This is a genomic window from Puniceibacterium antarcticum, from assembly GCF_002760615.1.
In the GTDB taxonomy this organism is placed as follows: Bacteria; Pseudomonadota; Alphaproteobacteria; order Rhodobacterales; family Rhodobacteraceae; genus Puniceibacterium; species Puniceibacterium antarcticum.
Genome location: NZ_AWWI01000047.1, coordinates 92,403 through 111,653, shown reverse-complemented (window position 1 = coordinate 111,653; position 19,251 = coordinate 92,403). Strand labels below are relative to the sequence as shown.

The 19,251-nt window shown below is 59.8% G+C and carries 20 protein-coding genes; 11 read left to right on the top strand and 9 right to left on the bottom strand.

What is annotated here, in order from left to right; genetic code table 11:
- Positions 1–3: 3 nt before the first annotated feature.
- Positions 4–1,275, bottom strand: a complete 1,272-nt coding sequence (rho, locus tag P775_RS06005) for a transcription termination factor Rho (protein ID WP_099910127.1) — start codon at positions 1,273–1,275, stop codon at positions 4–6.
- 540 nt (positions 1,276–1,815) lie between these two features.
- On the opposite strand from rho, the gene P775_RS06000 reads away from it, so the two are divergent.
- From P775_RS06000 to dnaQ, 4 genes are read left to right on the top strand one after another with little or no spacing between them, the layout of a single operon-like run.
- The gene (locus P775_RS06000) at positions 1,816–2,415 is read left to right on the top strand and encodes a Maf family protein (protein WP_099910126.1); all 600 of its coding nucleotides are present in this window, start codon (positions 1,816–1,818) and stop codon (positions 2,413–2,415) included.
- Positions 2,412–3,245, top strand: a complete 834-nt coding sequence (locus P775_RS05995) for a shikimate dehydrogenase (RefSeq protein ID WP_099910125.1) — start codon at positions 2,412–2,414, stop codon at positions 3,243–3,245. Before P775_RS06000 ends, P775_RS05995 begins: the two co-directional genes overlap by 4 nt.
- A complete protein-coding gene (gene coaE, locus P775_RS05990; protein ID WP_099910124.1) occupies positions 3,242–3,835 on the top strand; it encodes a dephospho-CoA kinase in 594 nt (197 codons plus the stop codon). Before P775_RS05995 ends, coaE begins: the two co-directional genes overlap by 4 nt.
- Complete coding sequence (gene dnaQ, locus P775_RS05985) at positions 3,828–4,520, top strand: DNA polymerase III subunit epsilon (RefSeq protein ID WP_099910123.1); 693 nt, start codon at positions 3,828–3,830, stop codon at positions 4,518–4,520. Before coaE ends, dnaQ begins: the two co-directional genes overlap by 8 nt.
- A 4-nt stretch (positions 4,521–4,524) precedes the next feature.
- Here the strand turns inward: dnaQ and secB are convergent, their stop codons facing one another.
- Both secB and P775_RS05975 read right to left on the bottom strand, forming a co-directional pair.
- Positions 4,525–5,028, bottom strand: a complete 504-nt coding sequence (gene secB, locus P775_RS05980; protein WP_099910122.1) for a protein-export chaperone SecB — start codon at positions 5,026–5,028, stop codon at positions 4,525–4,527.
- Between the two features lie 90 nt (positions 5,029–5,118).
- Positions 5,119–5,619 (bottom strand): FxsA family protein, encoded by a 501-nt coding sequence (locus P775_RS05975; RefSeq protein ID WP_099910121.1) that lies wholly within the window; start codon positions 5,617–5,619, stop codon positions 5,119–5,121.
- Between the two features lie 105 nt (positions 5,620–5,724).
- On the opposite strand from P775_RS05975, the gene P775_RS05970 reads away from it, so the two are divergent.
- Both P775_RS05970 and P775_RS05965 read left to right on the top strand, forming a co-directional pair.
- Positions 5,725–6,384 carry a Tim44/TimA family putative adaptor protein gene (locus P775_RS05970; protein ID WP_099910155.1) on the top strand — a complete coding sequence of 220 codons (660 nt, stop codon included), beginning with the start codon at positions 5,725–5,727 and terminating at the stop codon, positions 6,382–6,384.
- Between the two features lie 40 nt (positions 6,385–6,424).
- Positions 6,425–7,024 carry a Smr/MutS family protein gene (locus P775_RS05965; RefSeq protein WP_099910120.1) on the top strand — a complete coding sequence of 200 codons (600 nt, stop codon included), beginning with the start codon at positions 6,425–6,427 and terminating at the stop codon, positions 7,022–7,024.
- Between the two features lie 8 nt (positions 7,025–7,032).
- Here the strand turns inward: P775_RS05965 and bchO are convergent, their stop codons facing one another.
- Genes bchO through crtA form a run of 4 tightly spaced genes read right to left on the bottom strand, consistent with a single transcriptional unit; the run spans position 7,033 to position 11,315 of the window.
- A complete protein-coding gene (bchO, locus tag P775_RS05960) occupies positions 7,033–7,884 on the bottom strand; it encodes an alpha/beta fold hydrolase BchO (RefSeq protein WP_099910154.1) in 852 nt (283 codons plus the stop codon).
- Positions 7,885–7,888: 4 nt separating this feature from the next.
- Positions 7,889–9,601 carry a magnesium chelatase subunit D gene (locus tag P775_RS05955; protein ID WP_099910119.1) on the bottom strand — a complete coding sequence of 571 codons (1,713 nt, stop codon included), beginning with the start codon at positions 9,599–9,601 and terminating at the stop codon, positions 7,889–7,891.
- A complete protein-coding gene (gene bchI / locus P775_RS05950; protein WP_099910118.1) occupies positions 9,598–10,602 on the bottom strand; it encodes a magnesium chelatase ATPase subunit I in 1,005 nt (334 codons plus the stop codon). The genes P775_RS05955 and bchI overlap by 4 nt, the downstream gene beginning before the upstream one ends.
- Positions 10,599–11,315, bottom strand: coding sequence for a spheroidene monooxygenase (gene crtA / locus P775_RS05945; RefSeq protein ID WP_099910117.1), 717 nt, complete (start codon positions 11,313–11,315; stop codon positions 10,599–10,601). The genes bchI and crtA overlap by 4 nt, the downstream gene beginning before the upstream one ends.
- A 125-nt stretch (positions 11,316–11,440) precedes the next feature.
- Between crtA and P775_RS05940 the strand changes: the two genes are divergently transcribed.
- Genes P775_RS05940 through tspO form a run of 3 tightly spaced genes read left to right on the top strand, consistent with a single transcriptional unit; the run spans position 11,441 to position 14,491 of the window.
- On the top strand, positions 11,441–12,991 hold the full coding sequence (locus tag P775_RS05940; protein ID WP_099910116.1) for a phytoene desaturase: 1,551 nt from the start codon (positions 11,441–11,443) through the stop codon (positions 12,989–12,991).
- A complete protein-coding gene (gene crtB / locus P775_RS05935) occupies positions 12,988–14,028 on the top strand; it encodes a 15-cis-phytoene synthase (protein WP_099910115.1) in 1,041 nt (346 codons plus the stop codon). Before P775_RS05940 ends, crtB begins: the two co-directional genes overlap by 4 nt.
- Positions 14,029–14,032: 4 nt before the next feature.
- On the top strand, positions 14,033–14,491 hold the full coding sequence (gene tspO, locus P775_RS05930; RefSeq protein ID WP_099910114.1) for a tryptophan-rich sensory protein TspO: 459 nt from the start codon (positions 14,033–14,035) through the stop codon (positions 14,489–14,491).
- 131 nt (positions 14,492–14,622) lie between these two features.
- On the opposite strand, the gene crtC is transcribed toward tspO, so the two are convergent.
- Positions 14,623–15,492 carry a carotenoid 1,2-hydratase gene (gene crtC, locus P775_RS05925; protein WP_099910153.1) on the bottom strand — a complete coding sequence of 290 codons (870 nt, stop codon included), beginning with the start codon at positions 15,490–15,492 and terminating at the stop codon, positions 14,623–14,625.
- The gene (gene crtD, locus P775_RS05920; RefSeq protein ID WP_099910113.1) at positions 15,489–17,033 is read right to left on the bottom strand and encodes a 1-hydroxycarotenoid 3,4-desaturase CrtD; all 1,545 of its coding nucleotides are present in this window, start codon (positions 17,031–17,033) and stop codon (positions 15,489–15,491) included. The genes crtC and crtD overlap by 4 nt, the downstream gene beginning before the upstream one ends.
- 95 nt (positions 17,034–17,128) lie before the next feature.
- On the opposite strand from crtD, the gene P775_RS05915 reads away from it, so the two are divergent.
- Both P775_RS05915 and P775_RS05910 read left to right on the top strand, forming a co-directional pair.
- Positions 17,129–18,001, top strand: a complete 873-nt coding sequence (locus tag P775_RS05915) for a polyprenyl synthetase family protein (RefSeq protein WP_099910112.1) — start codon at positions 17,129–17,131, stop codon at positions 17,999–18,001.
- A 30-nt stretch (positions 18,002–18,031) separates the two neighbouring features.
- Complete coding sequence (locus P775_RS05910; RefSeq protein WP_099910111.1) at positions 18,032–19,153, top strand: methyltransferase; 1,122 nt, start codon at positions 18,032–18,034, stop codon at positions 19,151–19,153.
- The last annotated feature ends 98 nt before the right edge of the window (positions 19,154–19,251 follow it).

The following is a 19,251-nucleotide window of genomic DNA, read 5'->3' as shown; positions in this document are numbered from 1 at the left end:
AGGTCAGGTGTTCATTGAATCAAAGAATTCCGAATTCGTTTTGGTTTGCTTGAGTTTCGACAGAAGGAATTCGATCGCGTCGGTCGTCCCCATCGGATTCAGGATCCGACGCAGCACAAAGGTTTTCTGAAGATCGCCCTTGTCGACAAGCAACTCTTCCTTGCGGGTTCCCGACTTGAGAATATCCATTGCGGGGAACACGCGCTTGTCTGCAACTTTGCGATCCAGAACAAGTTCAGAGTTGCCGGTGCCTTTGAATTCCTCGAAAATCACTTCGTCCATCCGGGAACCGGTATCAATCAAAGCTGTGGCTATGATCGTTAGCGATCCGCCCTCCTCAATGTTCCGTGCCGCGCCAAAAAACCGCTTGGGCCGCTGCAGCGCGTTCGCATCCACGCCACCAGTCAGAACTTTACCCGAAGATGGCACAACCGTGTTGAACGCCCTACCAAGTCTTGTGATCGAATCCAGAAGGATCACAACATCTCGTTTGTGTTCGACAAGGCGCTTGGCCTTTTCAATGACCATCTCTGAGACAGCGACGTGACGCGTTGCCGGCTCGTCAAAAGTTGAGGAGACGACCTCGCCTTTAACCGAACGCTGCATGTCTGTCACTTCTTCGGGCCGCTCATCGATCAGCAGAACGATCAAATAAACATCGGGGTGGTTCCGCTCGATACTCGCTGCGATATTCTGCAAGAGGACGGTTTTACCTGTCCGCGGCGGCGCCACAATCAGGCCGCGCTGTCCCTTACCGATTGGCGCCACCAAGTCAATGATCCGAGCAGAGCGATCTTTGATCGTCGGATCCTCAATCTCCATCTTCAGGCGCTCATCGGGATAGAGCGGCGTCAGGTTGTCAAAGGCAATCTTGTGACGCGCCTTTTCGGGGTCCTCAAAGTTGATCCGGTCGACATCGGTCAGCGCAAAATAGCGCTCTTCATTTTCAGGTGCGCGAATTTCACCTTCAATGGTGTCACCAGTCCGCAATGAGAACTTTCGCGTCATCTCGGGTGAGACATAGATATCGTCCGGGCCCGGGAGATAATTCGCCTCGGGAGAACGCAGAAACCCAAAGCCATCCTGCAGAACCTCAAGCACACCATTGCCAAAGATCTGCCAGCCGTCATCTGCGCGTTCCCGTAGGATCTGGAACATCATCTCGCCCTTACGCATGGTCGAGGCATTCTCGATTTCAAGCTCTTCGGCCATCGCAAGCAGATCCTTGGGGCTTTTTGCCTTGAGATCGGCGAGATCAAGTTTTTCGATGTCCATGCAAACTCCTTACAGGATCAGCAGCGCTGTCCGTCACGTCTTTGTCTTCGGGAAAATACCTTCGGACGAAGGTGAGGTGGTGAAATAGCCGCGCTAATCGCAAGAGTCAACCTGGACTATCCCGAGTGCACTGATGTGCCAGAGCCTTCCTTAATATAGAATTAAGATAAAAGAGATGATGGTGTGAGTAGTGTTGCATTTAGCGTGGGATAAGTCATTTACACCCAAGTTATCCTCATCGGAGCCAACTGTGGGCGAAATGAGGTACAACTTCTTGCGACGCGCATATCTTGGACACGTAAATATCTGTAACAAAATATTTTTTTCGTCAGAACTCGGATTTTTTGCCTGTGTATAACTCTGCGCAGAAGTTCAAAAATCAGCATCTTTCATCGGGGCTGACTTGTTCTTATCCATAGGCGCAAAACTTCGCCAGTTTGACGTGGACTGGCCGGCTTATACCCTGACTTGCATTGGCATCGCTTTTTACGCAGAAGAGACTCAGGTATCGCCACCAGGGTTGTCTACGGGTTTATCCACATGCTGCAGGAGATCATTCTCGCTTCTGGATCGTCCGTAAGGGCGGATTTGCTGCGCGCCGCTGGTGTTCAGCATCGAATCGTTGTTCCGCGGATCGACTCTTCGTCGATCCGTAACTCTTTGGCATTCGAACGGGCATCACCTAGAGATGTGGCAGATACGCTCGCCGAGATGAAGGCGCGCAAGGTCAGTGACCGCAATCCTGGTGCGCTGGTTCTGGGCTGTGATCAGGTGTTGAACATTGAAAATGATATTCTTGGCAAGCCGGCGGACCTGTCAGAGGCCCGCGCGCAGCTAAAACGGTTGCGCGGCACAAAACACATGCTGTTATCTGCTGCAGTTCTTTATGAGGATGGCAACCCGCTCTGGCGCCATATTGGCATAGCCCGTCTGCATATGCGTGACATCTCGGATTCTTATCTTGAGGATTACCTCAATCGTAACTGGGACAACATCCGCCACTCGGTGGGTGGGTATAAGTTGGAGGAGGAAGGCGTGCGCCTTTTCAACCGTATCGAGGGTGATCACTTCACAATCCTGGGCCTGCCCTTGCTGGAACTTTTAAACCACCTGACTTTAAAAGGAGCCCTCCCCTCATGAGCGAGGACCGGATTCCCTTGGCCGGCGTCATTGGTGCGCCTATTCATCATTCTAAATCTCCCCGTCTGCATGGGCACTGGCTGCGCAAATATGGTTTGAAGGGCCATTATGTGCCGATGGAAATCGCGCATGACGATCTCGAAAACGCGCTGCGGATGCTGCCAAAACTAGGCTTTGTCGGGGTAAATGTTACCATCCCCTACAAGGAAAGGGTCATGGAATTTGCAGATCTGGTGACGGACCGTGCTGCGTTGATTGGCGCCGCCAATACGTTGATATTTCGCAAGGACGGCAAAATTCATGCAGATAATACAGACGGTTACGGCTTTATAGAGAATCTGCGTCAGAATGCACCGGATTGGGATCCCACTGCCGGCCCGGCCGTGGTTATGGGGGCCGGCGGTGCGGCTCGTGCAGTGGTTGCCAGTCTGTTGGACAGCGGCGTGCCTGAAATCCGGCTGACCAATCGCACGCGGAACCGTGCTGACAAACTGCACGAGGATTTTGGCCAGCGTGTGCAGGTGATCGAATGGGTTCAAGCCGGCAATGTGCTTGATGACGCAGTGACTGTGGTGAATAGCACCTCGCTTGGCATGACAGGGAAACCTGAGATGCGCGTGCCGCTAGATGGTTTGCGTGCGGGTACTCTTGTCACAGATATTGTTTACACTCCGCTTCAGACTCGCCTTTTGCGTGTTGCTTCTGAACAGGGCTGCATTTGTGTGGACGGGCTTGGTATGTTGCTGCATCAGGCGGTGCCTGGGTTCGAACGCTGGTTCGGTCAACGTCCCGAAGTCGATGTCTCTACGCGTGCCGCCGTTCTGGAATGAGGTTCAAGCTGGGCCTGACCGGATCCATCGGTATGGGAAAATCTACGACCGCCAAGATGTTTGCCGAGAGGGGTTGCGCTGTGTGGGATGCAGACGCCGCCGTGCATCGGCTTTACAGTACAAATGGGCCAGCTATAGCACCGATGCGCATGCTTTATCCCGAAGCAGTGACTGATCAGGGTGTAGACCGCTCCAGTTTGCGCGCGATCCTGAGCCTGGACCCCGGAGCTTTCAAGAAAATCGAAGAGATCGTACACCCCCTCGTGCAGCAGGACCGACAGGGCTTTGTCGAATCGCACCCAACGGAAATTTGCGTGTTTGACATCCCTCTCCTTTTTGAAACTGGCGCGGAGGCTGGGATGGATGCCGTGGCTTGTGTGAATGTTTCACGTGAAATACAGCAACAACGGGTGCTTGAGCGTAACACGATGAGCTTGGATCAGTTCAAACAGATCCTTTTACGGCAGATGCCGATTGCTGAAAAACTGACGCGGTCAGACTATGTCATCGAAACTGACACACTTGAGCATGCACGTACAGCTGTGCAGGATGTGCTGATAGATATCGAAAGGCGGCTAAGCGATGCGTGAGATTGTTCTCGACACTGAAACCACTGGATTTGATCCGGAATCCGGCGATAGGATCGTTGAAATCGGCGCGGTAGAGCTGATGCACCATATGCCGACCGGCAACACCTATCATGAGTACATCAATCCCGAACGCATGATGCCGAATGAGGCCTTTAAGGTGCATGGGCTGGGCGATGATTTCCTGCGCGACAAACCTAAGTTCGCGCAGATTGCGGATGCCTTTCTCGATTTTGTCGGGAATTCAAAGATGGTCATTCACAACGCCGCATTTGATATGAAGTTTCTGAATGCCGAACTGCGCTGGCTTAACAAGCGCCAACTGCCGTGGGAACAGGCCATCGACACCTTGGCCATAGCGAAAAAAAGATTTCCCGGCTCGCCGGCCTCTCTGGACGCGCTCTGCCGTCGGTTCAACATCGACAATTCCTCGCGCACGCTTCATGGTGCCCTTCTCGACTCTGAAATTCTGGCAGAGGTCTATCTGGAACTCGTCGGGGGCAAGCAGCCGGATTTTGGCTTGTCTGAGGCACGGCCCGAAACGCGCGCCACTCAAACTCAGGCGTCGAACTGGCGTCCATATCCCCGTCCCGAACCTTTGCCTGATCGTTTGACAGAGTCGGAAAAGGCGGCACATGCCGCCTTTGTCACAAATCTTGGGGGCAATGCCCTATGGTCAAAGGGCTGACGACTCAGGCGTTTCCGACGGGAGCCTGTGCCTGTTCTGCCTGACGGCGCGCAATTTCGTTCCGGTAAAGAGAGACAAAATCGATCGTTTCCAGATTCAGTGCCGGGAAGCCCCCGTCGCGTGTCACATCGGAAACGATGCGGCGTACAAATGGAAACAACATGCGCGGACATTCAATCAGCAGGAACGGGTGAATCTGGTCTTCGGGCACGTTTTCGATATTGAAGACGCCAGCATAGTCCAATTCCATCAGAAAAAGCTGGTTGCGGCTTTCCTTGGCTTTGGCATCAACCTTGAGCTTCATCACCACTTCGTACTGGTTTTTGGCCGAGCGTTTGCGCGCGTCCAGATTCACCTGAACCTGCACGTCTGGGACCATTTCGCCGCCTGTCCCCTTTTGTGCCAGAATGTTCTCGAACGACATATCGCGTATGAATTGTGCTAGCACATTCATCTTGATCTGCGGCGCAGCTGCTGCTGCACCGTTTGCTATCGGTTCATCGGCCATCGTCTTCTCCCTTGAGGTCAATTTTGCACAGTGCTTATCAGCATGGTGGGCGTCCCTCAATGGTCAGACGAAGCCTTCCTCCGCGCTAAATCAGTGCTTTGTCCAGCCTGACCCAGAATGTGTTGGCTGCTTTGGTGGCAGGACGTCATCGGGCGATGTGACATCTTCGTAGTCCCCGTCGATCACATCACCGGGACCCGGGCGCCGTTGCGGTCCGGGTCCCCCACCCATCTCGAAGCGCTGAACCTTGACGTGTTTGCGTAGGTAGTTGATCACCGCAGACCGAACCGGGGGGGCCAAAAGCGCAAAGCCCATTGCATCCGTGAAAAATCCGGGTGTCAGCAGTAAAACGCCGGCAACAAGGATCATGGCACCATGGGCCAAAGGTTCGGTTGGGTCACGCAGGTCGGAAAATGACCGGCGGACGTTGTTCAGTGCCTGCGCCCCTTGGGAACGCACCAGCCAGGTGCCCAAAACAGCGGTCAGCACCACAATCGCGAGGGTCGGCCAGAGGCCGATCAGCCCACCCACTTGGATGAACAATGCAATTTCTATGATCGGGATTGCGAGAAAAGCCACAAATAGCCACATCAGTCCGGTCTCCTTATCATGTCGTGCGGTGGACTAAACCACTCGCAGCACCTACATAAGGACTTAACTGAACCTTTTAAATGCATGCTCCACCGCGAGGTCTCGATGAACTCACCGATTATCCAGCTTCTGGTTCTTGCCGGAGTGGCCGTTTTCCTTATTTTGCGCCTGCGTGGTGTGTTAGGTACCCGGGAAGGCTTTGAGAAGCCCACCGCCCCTGCGCCAGAGGTCAAAAGCAAGTCGCGCCCCGATTTTGAAGTGATCGAAGGTGGTCCAGACCGCGACATCATCGATCATGTCCCCGAGGGCAGCCCCGCTGCCGATGCGCTTGCCAGGATGAAACGGGCTGAGCCAAGTTTTGGCGTCGGCGATTTCCTTGGTGGCGCTCGCGGTGCTTACGAGATGATCCTGATGGGGTTTGAGCGTGGAGAATTGGCGGAAATCAAGCCGTTTCTTGATCAGGATGTCTATGACTCCTTTGCAGAGGTCGTTGCATCGCGCGTGTCGCAAGGGCTCAAGATTGAATCCGAATTTATTGGCATTCGTGAAATGGCGCTGCAGGACGCCACGTTAGACGCGCAGACTGGCCTCGCCGAGTTGACAGTGCGTTATGTTGGCGAACTTACGTCGCTCGTGCGCGACGCATCGGGTGAGATCATCGAGGGGAGCGCCAAGCAGACCAAGAAGCAAAAGGACATCTGGACCTTCGCGCGCACCATGGGCAGTGACGACCCCAATTGGCAGCTCGTCGCCACGGGCGAATGATCCGGGCGTTTTCAAAGCGAGTGTTTCCGGAATTTCACCCATGAGCCGGCGCCGTGTGCGCCCCGAAGAGCTCGAGCTTTGGCGAGAGGTGGCTCGCAGCACGGAAAAGCTGGGGCGCAGAGATCACTTTGCGCCCATAGGGCCGACGCCGGTCACCCGCGATCCGGACCCAGTGCTGACGCCAAAGGCTGTTGAAGCTTTGGCACCGTTCACCCTTGGTCAGAAATCCAAGTCTCAAACCAAGGACGCAACCCTGCCCCGAACCACTGCGCAACGTCTGAATGGCGATGCGGTTCAGATGGACAAGAAGTCGCATACACGGCTCAAGCGTGGCAAGCTGATGCCAGAGGCGCGCATCGATCTTCACGGGATGACTCTTGACCAGGCTCATCCCACCCTGACGCGGTTCATTCTGACGCAGCAATCAAGGGGCGCTCGGCTGGTTCTGGTGATTACTGGCAAGGGTCAGCGCGAAGACCCCTATGCGCCCATGCCGCATCGCCGTGGTGTACTGAAACAGCAGGTGCCGATGTGGCTGCGCATGGCCCCTGTCGCTCAGGCGATTTTGCAGGTGACGGAGGCGCATATTCGCCACGGCGGTGCTGGCGCCTACTACATATACCTGCGTCGTACGCGGTAAATCGGTTTTCACGCCAGCCATTGGCGGATGCGCGCCGCAACCCGATCAGGCGCTTCTTCGTGCATCAGATGGCCCAGCCCGTCAAAGCTTTCGACTGACGCGTGTGGCATCCGCGCCGCCGTCTCGACCGCTGAAACTGGCGGGACGGTGCGGTCTTTGCTGCCGGTGAGGAACAGGCACTCGACTTCCATTTGAGGCAGATCCGCCAGCAATCCGTCCAGTTTCCATTGCGCCATCATCAGCAGCGCCCCGTCCACATGTGGGCGATTTCTGAACAGCTTTGAATATAGCGCAAGCCCCTCTCCATCTATGCGCGATCCCGTGCTGGCCAAAAGTGTGGCGACCCGCCCGGGTGCGGCCATGCTGCGCAGGGCGATATCCACCAGCATCGGTGCAATGGCAAGAACGCGCGCGGCCACGGGAAAGAATGCGCCGGCCAGCCCCTGAAACGGTTGCAGCGCCGGGTTGATCCCCACGACTTTGGGTTTGTGTTCCAGCAGGTTGCTGAGCCGCAGCGCCACAGCCCCGCCGGCGGAATGCCCGATGATGCAGACCGGGTGCCAGCCCTGATCCGTGCACAGCGACGCCAGATCCTGCGCCATGGTGTTCAGCGCGGACCGGTGCCGCGAGCCGAGCCGCGTGAAGCCATGTCCAGGCAGATCAACGGCAACCACATGGTAACTGTCCGCCAGCAGCGGCATCAGATCGCGCCAGCTGTGGGTCGAGCCACCGGTTCCGTGCAGCAACAGCAGCGTCGGCCCCTGCCCCATTTGTTGCACGTGCCAGTCATGCGGACGCACCCGGATCAGCGTGGAACATGCGCTGTGCGGCCAGCCTGCCAGATCGCGGGTGAAATCCATGATGTCAGTCCGCGATGGCCGCGCCGATGGCACGGCTGAGCCCCTGTGCATCGGCCCGGGGCAGCGGCACATAGCGCGCACCCATGAGGCCGGCGAGCTTGCTCAGTTCCGGACGGGGCCGCACCGAGGTATCGACCACCGCCGCGGGAATGTTCAGCCGACGCACGAGTCCTGCCATGATTTCGGCATCCTCTGTTGCCGCCGCGCGTCCGGTGCGGCCGGGCAAGGGCACATTTGCGCGCCCGTCGGTCAGGAGCGCCAGAGCCGGCGACAGCCCCTGCCCCATGACCCGCCGTGCCAGTTCGGCGCTGGCCTGAAGGCCGGCCGCCAAAGGTGTGCCGCCGCCGCCGGGCAGGCCCGACAGGCGGCGTTTGGTTTGCACCAGAGATCGTGTCGGCGGCAGGATCAGATCTGCCTGCTCACCGCGAAAGGCGATCAAAGCCACATGATCGCGGCGGGCATAGGCTTCGGCCAGCATCAGCTCGATCGCGCCCTTCGCTTCGGACAGGCGCGCCATGGCAGACGAGCCGGAGGCATCGACGGCAAAAATGATCAGGCGGTCCGACATCTCTTGATACCGCCTGACATGGATGTCCGAGGGGCGGATCAGCAGGCCGGCCCGGTCTGGCGTCTGGGCACGGCGCAGCATCTGCCAGGGCGCGGCGGCGCGCAGGGTGGCAACGATGTCGATCCGGGATGAACCGTCAAGCTTGCCGGGGCGCGAGGGCAAGGGCCGCCCGCGCCGGTTTCCCTTGCGCCGCTGGCCGGCCCCGCCCGAACCTTTGCCACCGCCTTTGCTCTTTTGCGACAGAGCGGACAGAATTTCGGGCGGAAGAAATGCCTTGACCGCCTCGATCAGCATGTCCTGGGGAATGTTCTGCCCGCCCTCCTCGGACTCGACGTCCGGTTCCTCGGTCTGCTGATCCTTGGAGCTGTCCTCGGGATCCGCAGAGGTGTCTTCGTCTGGCTCTTGCGCTGCGTCCTCTTCTTCCTGTGGCAGCAGGGTCGCGCGGTGGGCAAACACCAGCTGCGCGGCGATCTGCGCGTCGTCTTCTTCAACCTCGGGGCGCCCTGACAGCGCGGCATGCGCCCGGGCCGCTGCAAGGGCTAGCAGCGGTGCGCGCAGCGAGTCGATGCCGAACCGTGCGGCAGTCACGACCATCAGGGCCAGCATGTCATCCGAAACCGTGACACCGGGCAGACACGCCTGAGCCGCGCTGATCTCGTCCGGTGCCAACGCCATTTCGGCCAGATCGACCGGTCGCAGCCCGTCGAGATTCACGTGAAACGCCAGCCGTTCGGTCAGAGTTGCGGGGGCGGTCTCATCCTCGTCACAGCCTTCGTCCATCAGGATCAGCGCCTGCTGCCGACCGGCATCCATCGCCTGCGCCAGCCGCGCGGCAAGGCCCGGGGGGCAGCGTTCGGCCATGGTCAGCATCAGCGGTACAGGTTCCGAGAGCAATCCGTGCGAGCGGACAACCTGCCCGGCGGCCAGGGTCGCGCTGATGTCGATCCCGCCGAACAGCTGCGTGTCCTGCACATTTGCGCCGATCTTGCGGGCCGTTTTCAAACCCACGGGCAGTGCGTCCAGAAATGCCGTCCGCACCGGGCCGGCCCGGGCGCGCAGGTGCAAGCCGCCCAGCCCGCCGGGATCAACGGCCAGCAAATGAACGGCCAGCTGCCCGGTCACCCAGGCTTCTGTCGCGTCATGCTTCATGCAAAGACATCTTCGACGGCGCGCATGACGCGGGTGCTTGACCCGGCCTCGTCCAGCGGATCGCGGCGCAGACGGTGGGACAACGCCATCGGCGCGACGGCGCGCATGTGGGTGCGTGTCACCTCGGCGTCGCCCTGATAGGCGGCCAGCGCGCGGGCGGTGCGCAGCAATGTCAGCTCTCCTCGCAGCCCGTCCGAGCCGAGGGCAACGCAGAGCTCGGCGCAGTCGTGCAGGGTCTTGTCCGATGTTGCGACCTTGGGCAAAGCGGCCCGTGCGGTCAGAATCTGATCGCGGATTTTGGCGTCCTCGGGGTTCCATTTGTCCAGAAAGGCCTGCGGATTGGTGTCAAAGGCGGCGCGGCGGCGGATAACCTCGACCCGTTCGGGGATGTCTGTGGGCGAACGCACCTCGACTGACAGGCCGAACCGGTCCAGCAGCTGCGGGCGCAGCTCGCCCTCTTCCGGGTTGCCAGAGCCGACAAGGACAAACCGCGCGTCGTGGCGAATCGACAGGCCTTCGCGTTCGATCACATTCTCGCCCGACTGGGCGACGTCCAGCAGCAGGTCGACGATGTGATCCTCCAGCAGATTGACCTCGTCTATATAAAGGTAGCCGCGATTTGCGCGGGCGAGCAGCCCCGGTTCGAATGCCTTTTCGCCACGTGTCAGGGCGCGTTCGATGTCCAGCGCGCCGACGACGCGATCCTCGCTTGCCCCCAGCGGCAGGTCGATCACCGGTGTGGGAATGTCGTGTATGTCGCCGGGCAGCGGATCGGCCCAGTCCGGCTGATCTTCGGCACTGGCAGCATTGGTCGAGCTGCCGGCCAAGACCGAGATCGGCGGCAACAGGGCGGCGAGCGCGCGCACGGCTGTGGATTTACCGGTGCCCCGGTCACCAAACACCAGAACCCCGCCGATGCCGGGATCAACCGCGGTCAGCACCATGGCCTGTTTCATTGCCTCCTGACCGACAATCGCGGAAAAGGGAAAGGGCTGTCTCATGCGGCGGTCTCCTTGATGTCTGTCAGAATGCGGGGGCTTACACCGTCCCACTGGCCAGCTTCGGCTGTGATGCGGAAGCGGGCATAAAGTTCTTCGCGGAACCACGCACCGTCGCGCACCGCCCGGATGGCGCGGGCATGTGGCCCGTCATGCCGGGCAAAATGGGCCATGGTTTCGGTATCAGGCCAGATGGAAAAGGTGATCTGATGCAGCAGCGGCAGTTCACCTATACCGATCTTGAACAACACGTTCGGATCAGCGCCGATGACCTGAGAAATGTCGGGCACCCGCGCCCAAAAGCGCAAGGCACGGCGCGGTTTGATTGTGGCGCGTGTCAGGGCGGCGATGGGGCCGGTCGAGTCGTCCTTTTGCGGTACAAAGGGGCTGGCACCTGACCATTCCCCCCGCGCAGAAATCGGGCTGAGAAACAGAGTCCAGGATTCGCAGGCGCGGCTGCGGTAGCGTCGGAACAGGGAGGCTGTGCCGGTCTGGCGCTGTGCGGTGCCAAGGTCGGGCCAGGTGGCGAGGATGGCATAGACGGCGGTGTTGGGCAGCGGGGTAAACCCCTCGCCCGTGCCGGACCCGCAGAGTTTCCAGAACCCGATCCCTGCGATTCGCGGCATCGACAGACGTGCCACCCCCATCATCCCAAGCGCCCAGAACCGCGCCAGAGGCGAGGCAAAGCGAAAGAAGCTGAGGCTGACGATCTGCATTGTTCACCATCAAAGTGTCAATTTAGTCTGACATGTATTCACTGTAATGAAAAGAAAGAACCACGCCAGACTAGACGTGATGAGAAAAGATTGTCAGATTAAGTTGACACATGTAGCGTTGAGGTATGATGACAAAAATCGACACATCCTTTTCGGTCGCATCAAAGATGTCCAAGGCCCCGCATGCGGTGGTCATCGGCGCCGGCCTTGGCGGTCTTGCCTCGGCCATGCGACTGGGCGCGCGGGGCTACCGGGTCACGGTAATCGACAGGCTGGATGTGCCCGGTGGGCGCGGGTCCTGCCTTTGGCGCGACGGACACCGGTTTGATCTGGGGCCGACCATCGTGACGGTCCCACAGGTGTTCAAGGAACTTTGGGCCGCCTGTGGTCGCGATTTTCACAAGGAGGTCGAAGTTACTGCGCTCGATCCCTTTTACGAGATTCGCTGGCCCGACGGATCGACCTTTTCCGCCCGCCAAAGTATAGAGGCGATGAAGTCAGAGGTGTCGCGCCTGTCCCCGGGTGATCTGGCGGGATACGAAAAATTCCTCGATGATAGCGAAAAACGTTACTGGTTCGGGTTCGAGGATCTGGGCCGTCGCTCCATGCACCGTCTGCGCGACCTGATCACCACCCTGCCAAAATTCATCCGTCTGCGCGCCGACCGCTCTGTTTATGCCCATGCCGCGCGGCGGGTCAAAGATGAACGGTTGCGCATGGCGCTGTCCTTTCATCCGCTGTTCATCGGCGGGGATCCGTTCAACGTGACGTCAATGTATATCCTCGTCAGCCACCTCGAAAAGAACTTTGGCGTGCATTACGCCCAAGGTGGTGTCGCCGCGATTGCCCAGGCAATGGCCGGTGTGATCGAGGATCAGGGTGGCCTGATGCGGATGGAGACCGAAGTTGACGAGATCCTGATCAAGGGGAATCGCGCTCATGGGGTACGCCTGAAATCCGGCGAGATCGTGACTGCCGATATAGTGGTGTCCAATGCTGACGCCGGTTTCACCTATGAAACCCTGATGCGCAATCATGACCGGCACCGCTGGACCCGTAAGAAACTGCACAAGGCGCGCTGGTCTATGGGCCTCTTTGTCTGGTATTTCGGGACCAAGGGCACTGCGCACAAATGGAAGGATGTGGGCCACCACACCATCCTGAACGGACCGCGTTACAAGGGTCTGATCAACGACATCTTTCTGAACGGCAAGCTGTCCGATGACATGTCGCTGTATGTTCACCGGCCCAGCGTGACCGACCCCGGCGTCGCGCCCGAGGGGGATGATACCTTTTACGTGCTCAGCCCGGTGCCGCATCTGGGCCACAAGACCCCGGTCGACTGGTCGGCTGAAAAGGACGCCTACCTCGCCAAGATGACCAAGATCCTTGATGAACAGCTCCTGCCCGGCTTTGCCGCGCACATCGGCCCGTCAGAAGTTTTCACACCCGAAACCTTTCGCGACCGGTATCTCTCGCCCTTTGGCACGGGGTTTTCGATTGAACCGCGCATCCTGCAATCGGCCTGGTTCCGCCCGCATAACGTATCTGAGGAGGTCGCAGGCCTCTACCTCACCGGTGCCGGCACCCATCCCGGGGCTGGCCTGCCGGGTGTCATCGCCTCGGCAGAGGTCCTCAGCCAACTGGTTCCAGATCCTGAAGTGGTGAAAACATGAGCATCCATCCCGGCGATATGCAGGCCTGTACCGACGCGATCCGTCATGGCTCCTTATCCTTTCACGCCGCGTCCCGGCTGTTGCCCGGGCGTGTCCGCAACCCGGCGCTGGCGCTCTATGCGTTTTGCCGACTTGCGGATGATGCGGTGGATCTGCAAGTGCACAAGGCCGCCGCCGTGCTGTCGCTGCAGGACAGGCTTGAGCGCGTCTATCAGGGCCGGCCCCGCAATGCGGCGCCCGACCGTGCCTTTACCGCTGTGGTCGAGGAATTCGAGATGCCCCGCGCCCTGCCCGAGGCCCTGCTTGAGGGACTTGCCTGGGATGCGACGGGCCGGCGCTATGCCACCCTGTCCGAATTGTTTGAATATTCCGCGCGGGTTGCTTCGGCTGTGGGGGCGATGATGTGTGTGCTGATGCGGGTGCGTGATCCCGATGCGCTGGCCCGTGCCTGCGATCTGGGCGTGGCGATGCAGCTGACGAATATTGCCCGCGATGTGGGCGAAGATGCGCTGGAACGGCGACTCTACCTGCCCACAGACTGGCTTGCCGAGGCCGGGATAGACTCGGAACACTTCCTCGACTCACCCAAAGCCACCAAACCGATCCGCCACATGACCCGCCAGCTGGTGAGCGAGGCAACGAGGCTCTACAACCGCTCAGAGGCTGGCATCGCCGCCCTGCCCGCAAGCTGCCGGCCCGGCATTTACGCCGCCCGCCATATCTATGCGGGCATCGGGCGCGAGGTGCAGCAGGTCGGCTATGATTCGATCTCAACCCGGGCACGCACCTCCAAGGCGCAAAAGATCGGCTGGCTGATGCTATCGGCAACCCGCGCGGCTACCACACTCGTGATGCCCCGCTCTGCCGTGCTTTATGCCCGTCCGTTGGACGAGGTTGCCTTCCTTGTGTCGGCCGCTGCGGAACGCAAGACTGTCTGGAGCCGGAAGGACGGGTTGTTCAGCACACTGACACAGTTGACAGCCACGGATCATGAAAGGCGTAAGGCCTTGCAAGGGGGATCGGCGCGCTCTACTTAAGGGCATGTTTTGGGCTCTGTTTGTCATATTCCTTGCCGCGTGTTTTTCAGCCGGTTCCACGGGTGGCCTTTTTGCCCCCGGCCAATGGTATCGTGATCTTTCAAAGCCGTCATGGACGCCGCCCGACTGGGCCTTTCCGGTTGTCTGGACGATGCTTTATGTCTGCATGGCGACAGCGGGTACCAGGGCCGCAATGGCGCCAGACAACAGCATCGCACTGGCGCTCTGGTCGCTTCAGATCGCTTTGAACGGATTGTGGACACCGGTGTTTTTCGGCCTCAAGAAGATCAAGCTCGGGATGATCGTGCTGTCTGCACTGTGGGCGTCGGTCGCGGTGACCTTGCTTGCACTATACCAAGTGGATTTCATCGCTGCGGCCTTATTCGTGCCCTATCTGGTTTGGGTCACTATTGCCGGTGCTCTGAATGCATCTGTGTGGCAACGAAATCCTGAAAAGGCCTGATCTGCGAAACCGAATGGACTCGATCGTGAAACGCCTTCCTTCGGAAGGGTGATTTAAAAACTCCGGACTTGCCTTGATCTGCCCAAAAATATCCGGGGCTTCGGGGGCTGGCGCCAGCTCCGGCGTTCCAATCAGAAAACCCAGCCGGCCCGGCGCGGCACCCGAATCGCAAGCATCGGCTTGATAAGGGGCGAGCGGAATCGTTTTAGATCAAGCGCCTCGTGGACACCCACACAAGGCTGGCCATCCAGAACGGTCCTGACCATCGAGCGGGAATAGAACGGCGCATCCAGCATGTTCATCACCTGCCTTGGCTGCGATAGCGGATCTCCACGTGTTTCGCGCTTTACCGCCCAAAGCGAGCGGGACAAAGGGCGTTTCGGTGGCAGGGCAATAGCGTCTGCTCTACCCTCGGCAGTGAAATGAAAGCCGGCGGCAAGTTCGGATCCGTCCAGCCGCTGCGCGTCGTAAAAGCATGTGCTGCCGCCGTGTGACGGGTACCGTCCCCAGGTCCAGACGGCAAAATCCTCTTCCAATGCGCGCGTGCCGAAATTTGCATCGAAATAACCATGCCCATCCCACTGCCAACCCTTTGCTTCGAGCACGACGGATATGTCTGAGACCGGTGAGAAGGGGCGCCAGATATGCGCGCCATCCGGGGTCAGGGCCAGTTCGCGATCTGTCACCGCGCGCGGGGACAGGCGGATTTCCCCCCGTAAGCGCGAAATGAGGGGTGGCGCCGATAGCTCGTTGATTTGGATCACCAAGGTGTTGCCGTCCCAGCGCATCGACGATGGGCCAATCTGCAAACTGTCTTTGCTTTGACGCAGGGCGCTGCGGCCTCTGTCGGTCATGGTGAAGCGTCCGCCGGGGCCATAGGTTGCGACATTCATGCACACATGATTTTCCGGATCGCGCCGCCCGGACCAGCGGTACCAGGGCGAAAACACCGATCCGATGAAGGCGATGACGGAAACGGCGCGGGTCCCATCGGCGCTTATGCCGTCGATATACCACCACGCGTAGCCGTTTGGCGGGACGGCAAGGTTGAAGTTCGGCCCCTCAATATCGCCTCTGCCGCGTGCCTGCCGGAAAGCGCCGCCATCGGCACCCCCGCGCCCGGGTGCACACCGCCCCCCGCCAGCACCAGCCCCGGCACGTGGGTCACGGCCACCGGCCGGTTCAGTGCCGCCGTCATCCCGTGCGGGCTCTGCCCGTAAAGGGATCCGGCTGTCCCGGGAAACAGTATCTCGAACCCCTCGGGGGTCGTCAGCGCCTCTGGTCCCGGCGATTGTGCGAAGGTCAGGCCGAAACGGGACAGGCTGTTGAAGGTCTGACTGTGACATATGGCGTAATCCTCTGGATGTGCCTTGCGCTGGCTCAGCGGTGGCGCGTTCATGATGATCTCGAACCGTTCCTGTTTCGGTGGCGTGACGCCCTGACCACGATCCTCGGCACAGATATAAAGCGTCGGATCGGTTGGGATGCGTCCCTGTGCGATATCGTTGAATTCAGCACGCGGGTCGGCGCAGAAGAATACGTTGTGATGCACCAGTTCCGGCCCGGTGAGGGGAGAGGAAAAGCTCCAGACATTGGCGGACAGGCTGCGCGGCGTTTGTGTTGTTCGCGGCGCGACAGATGTGACCTGCGGCCCTAAAAGGCCAAGGGAGAGCGCACGGGGATCGCCGTTAAAGACGATCTGGCGGGCGGGCAGGGTGCTACCGTCCGACAGCACCGCCCCGGTCACACCGTCGCTGTCTGTCTCGATCCGCGTGACATGACTGTTATAACGCAACGTGCCGCCGCGGCGTTCGATCAGCCGCGCGATGGCGCGGGCCAGGGCGTGCATCCCACCCTTGACGCACCAGACGCCTGCCGCCTCTGCCTGCCAGATCAGCGCGAGCAGGGCGGGTGAGTGATAGGGCGACCCGCCGACATAGGTGGCGTATCGGCCGAAAAGCTGGCGCAGACGGGGATCGCTGAAGGATCGATCCAGCAAGCCGGAGAGGGACGAGAGTGGTGCCATGGCGCGGATCAGCCCCGGGTCGCGCAGTACATGATATGCCAGCGCACCAAGTCGTAGGACAGGCGTGTTCATCACAGGGTCCTGAAACCCGTTGAAAAGCCTCTGGGCGCGTGCTGAAAAAACCCGGAACTCTTGCGCCGATTGTCGGCCTGACAACTGTCCAATCGCCTCGGCGCTGCGTTCGGGATTGGCGTATAGATCCAGCGGGCCGGTGCCGGGCCACCAGTGCCGTGCAAGGATGTCCTGCAGGATCAGGGTCACGTGATCCTCTGTCTTTTCACCGATATCGCTGAAAAGCGTATCGAAAACGTCACGCATGGTCAGCACTGTTGGGCCGGCATCAACCCCATTCACCTGCCGCATCTTGCCGCCCGGTTCGCCGTGACGTTCAATTATTGTGACGTCAATACCCGCATTAGCCAGTCTGAGCGCAGCGCAGAGTCCGCCAATCCCGGCACCGATCACAAGGACCGGGCCGATCTGGCAGTCTGACTTTGTATTTTTCAGCACGCTCATAACCGGATTGTTGACTCGGGACATGTGACTGTCCAGTATGATTTACACATTGGTGTCAGTAATTTTTGACACACGCCAAAAACAGGAGTCTGCTCATGTCCCTGAGCGCGCGAATTGATGCCGCCGTGCGAAATGCCGTTTTAATCGGGCAGGGGGGGATTGCTCCTGCGCAGCTTTCCGGGGCCCTGACTTATGCAACAACCCCCGGCGGGGCGCGGATCAGGCCGACAATTCTGATGTCTGTGGCCATGGCTTGCGGCGATGATCGCCCGCAGCTGACCGATGCGGCGGCGGCGGCGCTGGAGCTGATCCATTGTGCGAGCCTTGTCCATGACGATCTGCCTTGCTTTGACAATGCCGACATGCGGCGGGGCAAGCCGTCTGTGCATCGGGCCTATTCCCAGCCGCTGGCCGTTCTGGCCGGCGATTCGCTGATAGTTCTGGCATTCGAGGTGCTGGCCCGCGCTGCGCATGTGGCACCCGACAGGGGCATTCAGCTGGTGCTGTCGCTGGCGCAGAAGACCGGTATGCCCGGCGGAATCTGCGCCGGGCAGGGTTGGGAAAGCGAAACCGAGATTGACCTGTCCGCCTATCACCGGTCCAAAACCGGGGCGCTGTTCATTGCGGCAACGCAGATGGGCGCTATCGCAGCGGGGCAGGAGTCTGAGCCGTGGTTTGAGCTGGGTGCCCGGATTGGAGAGGCGTTTCAGGTCGCCGACGATCTGCGCGACGCCCTGTGTGATGCGCAGACCCTGGGCAAACCGGCGGGGCAGGATGATCTTCACGGTCGCCCAAATGCGGTAACCGCGCTGGGGGTCGATGGGGCGATGCAGCGGCTCAAGGATATTCTGGCCGGGGCCATTGCGTCGATCCCGTCCTGCCCGGGTGAGGCGCGTCTGGCGCAGATGGTACGGATGCAAGCGGAACAGATCATGCCGGTTTTTGCGCCCGTCCAAGCGCAGGCGTGATCGGTGGTCATTGCTGCGGATGAGCCACCCGTGCCCGAATCGCGGCGCGGGTCGGACTGGCGCACAGGGCTGGCACGGCTGGTGGCGCGCCCGGGTTTTCAACGCTGGGCGGCGGCGTTCCCGCTGACACGACGGTTCGCTCGGCGCGATGGCGATCAGCTTTTCGATATGGTGCAGGGGTTTGTGCGGTCGCAGGTGCTGTATGCGCTGGTGGATTTGCGCATTCCACATCAGGTGATGGAGGGGCCGCGCACGGTTGTGCAACTGGCGCAGGGTACGGGCATTCCGCCAGACCGCATGATCCGGTTGTTGCAGGCAGGTGCTGCGATGGGGCTGCTGCATCGCCACAAGGACGGCCGCTTTGGCGCGGCGCGACTGGGCGCGGCGCTGTTGGGGGTGCCGGGGCTTGAGCAGATGATTCGTCATCATGATATCCTGTATCGCGATCTGAAAGACCCGGTTGCGCTGTTGCGCGGCGAGGTGCAGACCGAGCTGGCCGATTTCTGGCCCTATGTCTTTGGCGCACGCGGGGCCGTGGATCCCGATGTCACCGCCACCTATTCCGACCTCATGGCACAATCGCAGGGATTGGTTGCGCAAGACACACTTGCCGCGATTTCGCTAAGGGGTACGCGCCACCTTCTGGATGTCGGCGGCGGCTTCGGCGCCTTTGTCGAGGCTGTGTGTCACGCCTATCCCGACATGAGGGTCAGCCTGTTTGATCTACCGCATGTGGTGGCGGGGGCGAGAGCGCGATTCGGGTCGCAAAATGTGTCAACTAAAGTTGACACTCATGCAGGATCCTTCCGGGATGACCCGCTGCCGGCGGGGGCGGATGCGATTTCTCTGGTGCGTGTCCTTTATGATCATTCCGATGAGACAGTGGCGGCACTTTTGGCCAAGGTTCACACGATTTTGCCCCCCACAGGCCGGCTGATAATCTCTGAACCGATGTCTGGCGGAACCACTCCAAGTGCTTCTGGCGACGTCTATTTTGCCTTTTATACACTGGCAATGCGCACCGGAACGGTCCGGTCGGCGTCGCGCATTTCAGAACTGTGCCGGGAAGCCGGTTTTGGGGATACGCGGGTCCACCGCGCGGCACGTCCCTACGTCACTCAGGTTGTCACCGCGCGCAAATTCTCTGAGTGACTCACAAAGGCTGTGTCCATTTATGTTGACACAACGATGTGTAAGTCTAAACTGACAGTGTGACATGCCACCGCACGGATCTTGAAAGATTCGGTTCC

What these genes read in the sequence shown, in the direction of transcription:
- rho (WP_099910127.1), bottom strand. Translation starts at nt 1,275, where the DNA reads ATGGACATCGAAAAACTTGATCTCGCCGATCTCAAGGCAAAAAGCCCC.
- P775_RS06000 (WP_099910126.1), top strand. Translation starts at nt 1,816, where the DNA reads ATGCTGCAGGAGATCATTCTCGCTTCTGGATCGTCCGTAAGGGCGGAT.
- P775_RS05995 (WP_099910125.1), top strand. Translation starts at nt 2,412, where the DNA reads ATGAGCGAGGACCGGATTCCCTTGGCCGGCGTCATTGGTGCGCCTATT.
- coaE (WP_099910124.1), top strand. Translation starts at nt 3,242, where the DNA reads ATGAGGTTCAAGCTGGGCCTGACCGGATCCATCGGTATGGGAAAATCT.
- dnaQ (WP_099910123.1), top strand. Translation starts at nt 3,828, where the DNA reads ATGCGTGAGATTGTTCTCGACACTGAAACCACTGGATTTGATCCGGAA.
- secB (WP_099910122.1), bottom strand. Translation starts at nt 5,028, where the DNA reads ATGGCCGATGAACCGATAGCAAACGGTGCAGCAGCAGCTGCGCCGCAG.
- P775_RS05975 (WP_099910121.1), bottom strand. Translation starts at nt 5,619, where the DNA reads ATGTGGCTATTTGTGGCTTTTCTCGCAATCCCGATCATAGAAATTGCA.
- P775_RS05970 (WP_099910155.1), top strand. Translation starts at nt 5,725, where the DNA reads ATGAACTCACCGATTATCCAGCTTCTGGTTCTTGCCGGAGTGGCCGTT.
- P775_RS05965 (WP_099910120.1), top strand. Translation starts at nt 6,425, where the DNA reads ATGAGCCGGCGCCGTGTGCGCCCCGAAGAGCTCGAGCTTTGGCGAGAG.
- bchO (WP_099910154.1), bottom strand. Translation starts at nt 7,884, where the DNA reads ATGGATTTCACCCGCGATCTGGCAGGCTGGCCGCACAGCGCATGTTCC.
- P775_RS05955 (WP_099910119.1), bottom strand. Translation starts at nt 9,601, where the DNA reads ATGAAGCATGACGCGACAGAAGCCTGGGTGACCGGGCAGCTGGCCGTT.
- bchI (WP_099910118.1), bottom strand. Translation starts at nt 10,602, where the DNA reads ATGAGACAGCCCTTTCCCTTTTCCGCGATTGTCGGTCAGGAGGCAATG.
- crtA (WP_099910117.1), bottom strand. Translation starts at nt 11,315, where the DNA reads ATGCAGATCGTCAGCCTCAGCTTCTTTCGCTTTGCCTCGCCTCTGGCG.
- P775_RS05940 (WP_099910116.1), top strand. Translation starts at nt 11,441, where the DNA reads ATGATGACAAAAATCGACACATCCTTTTCGGTCGCATCAAAGATGTCC.
- crtB (WP_099910115.1), top strand. Translation starts at nt 12,988, where the DNA reads ATGAGCATCCATCCCGGCGATATGCAGGCCTGTACCGACGCGATCCGT.
- tspO (WP_099910114.1), top strand. Translation starts at nt 14,033, where the DNA reads ATGTTTTGGGCTCTGTTTGTCATATTCCTTGCCGCGTGTTTTTCAGCC.
- crtD (WP_099910113.1), bottom strand. Translation starts at nt 17,033, where the DNA reads ATGAGCGTGCTGAAAAATACAAAGTCAGACTGCCAGATCGGCCCGGTC.
- P775_RS05915 (WP_099910112.1), top strand. Translation starts at nt 17,129, where the DNA reads ATGTCCCTGAGCGCGCGAATTGATGCCGCCGTGCGAAATGCCGTTTTA.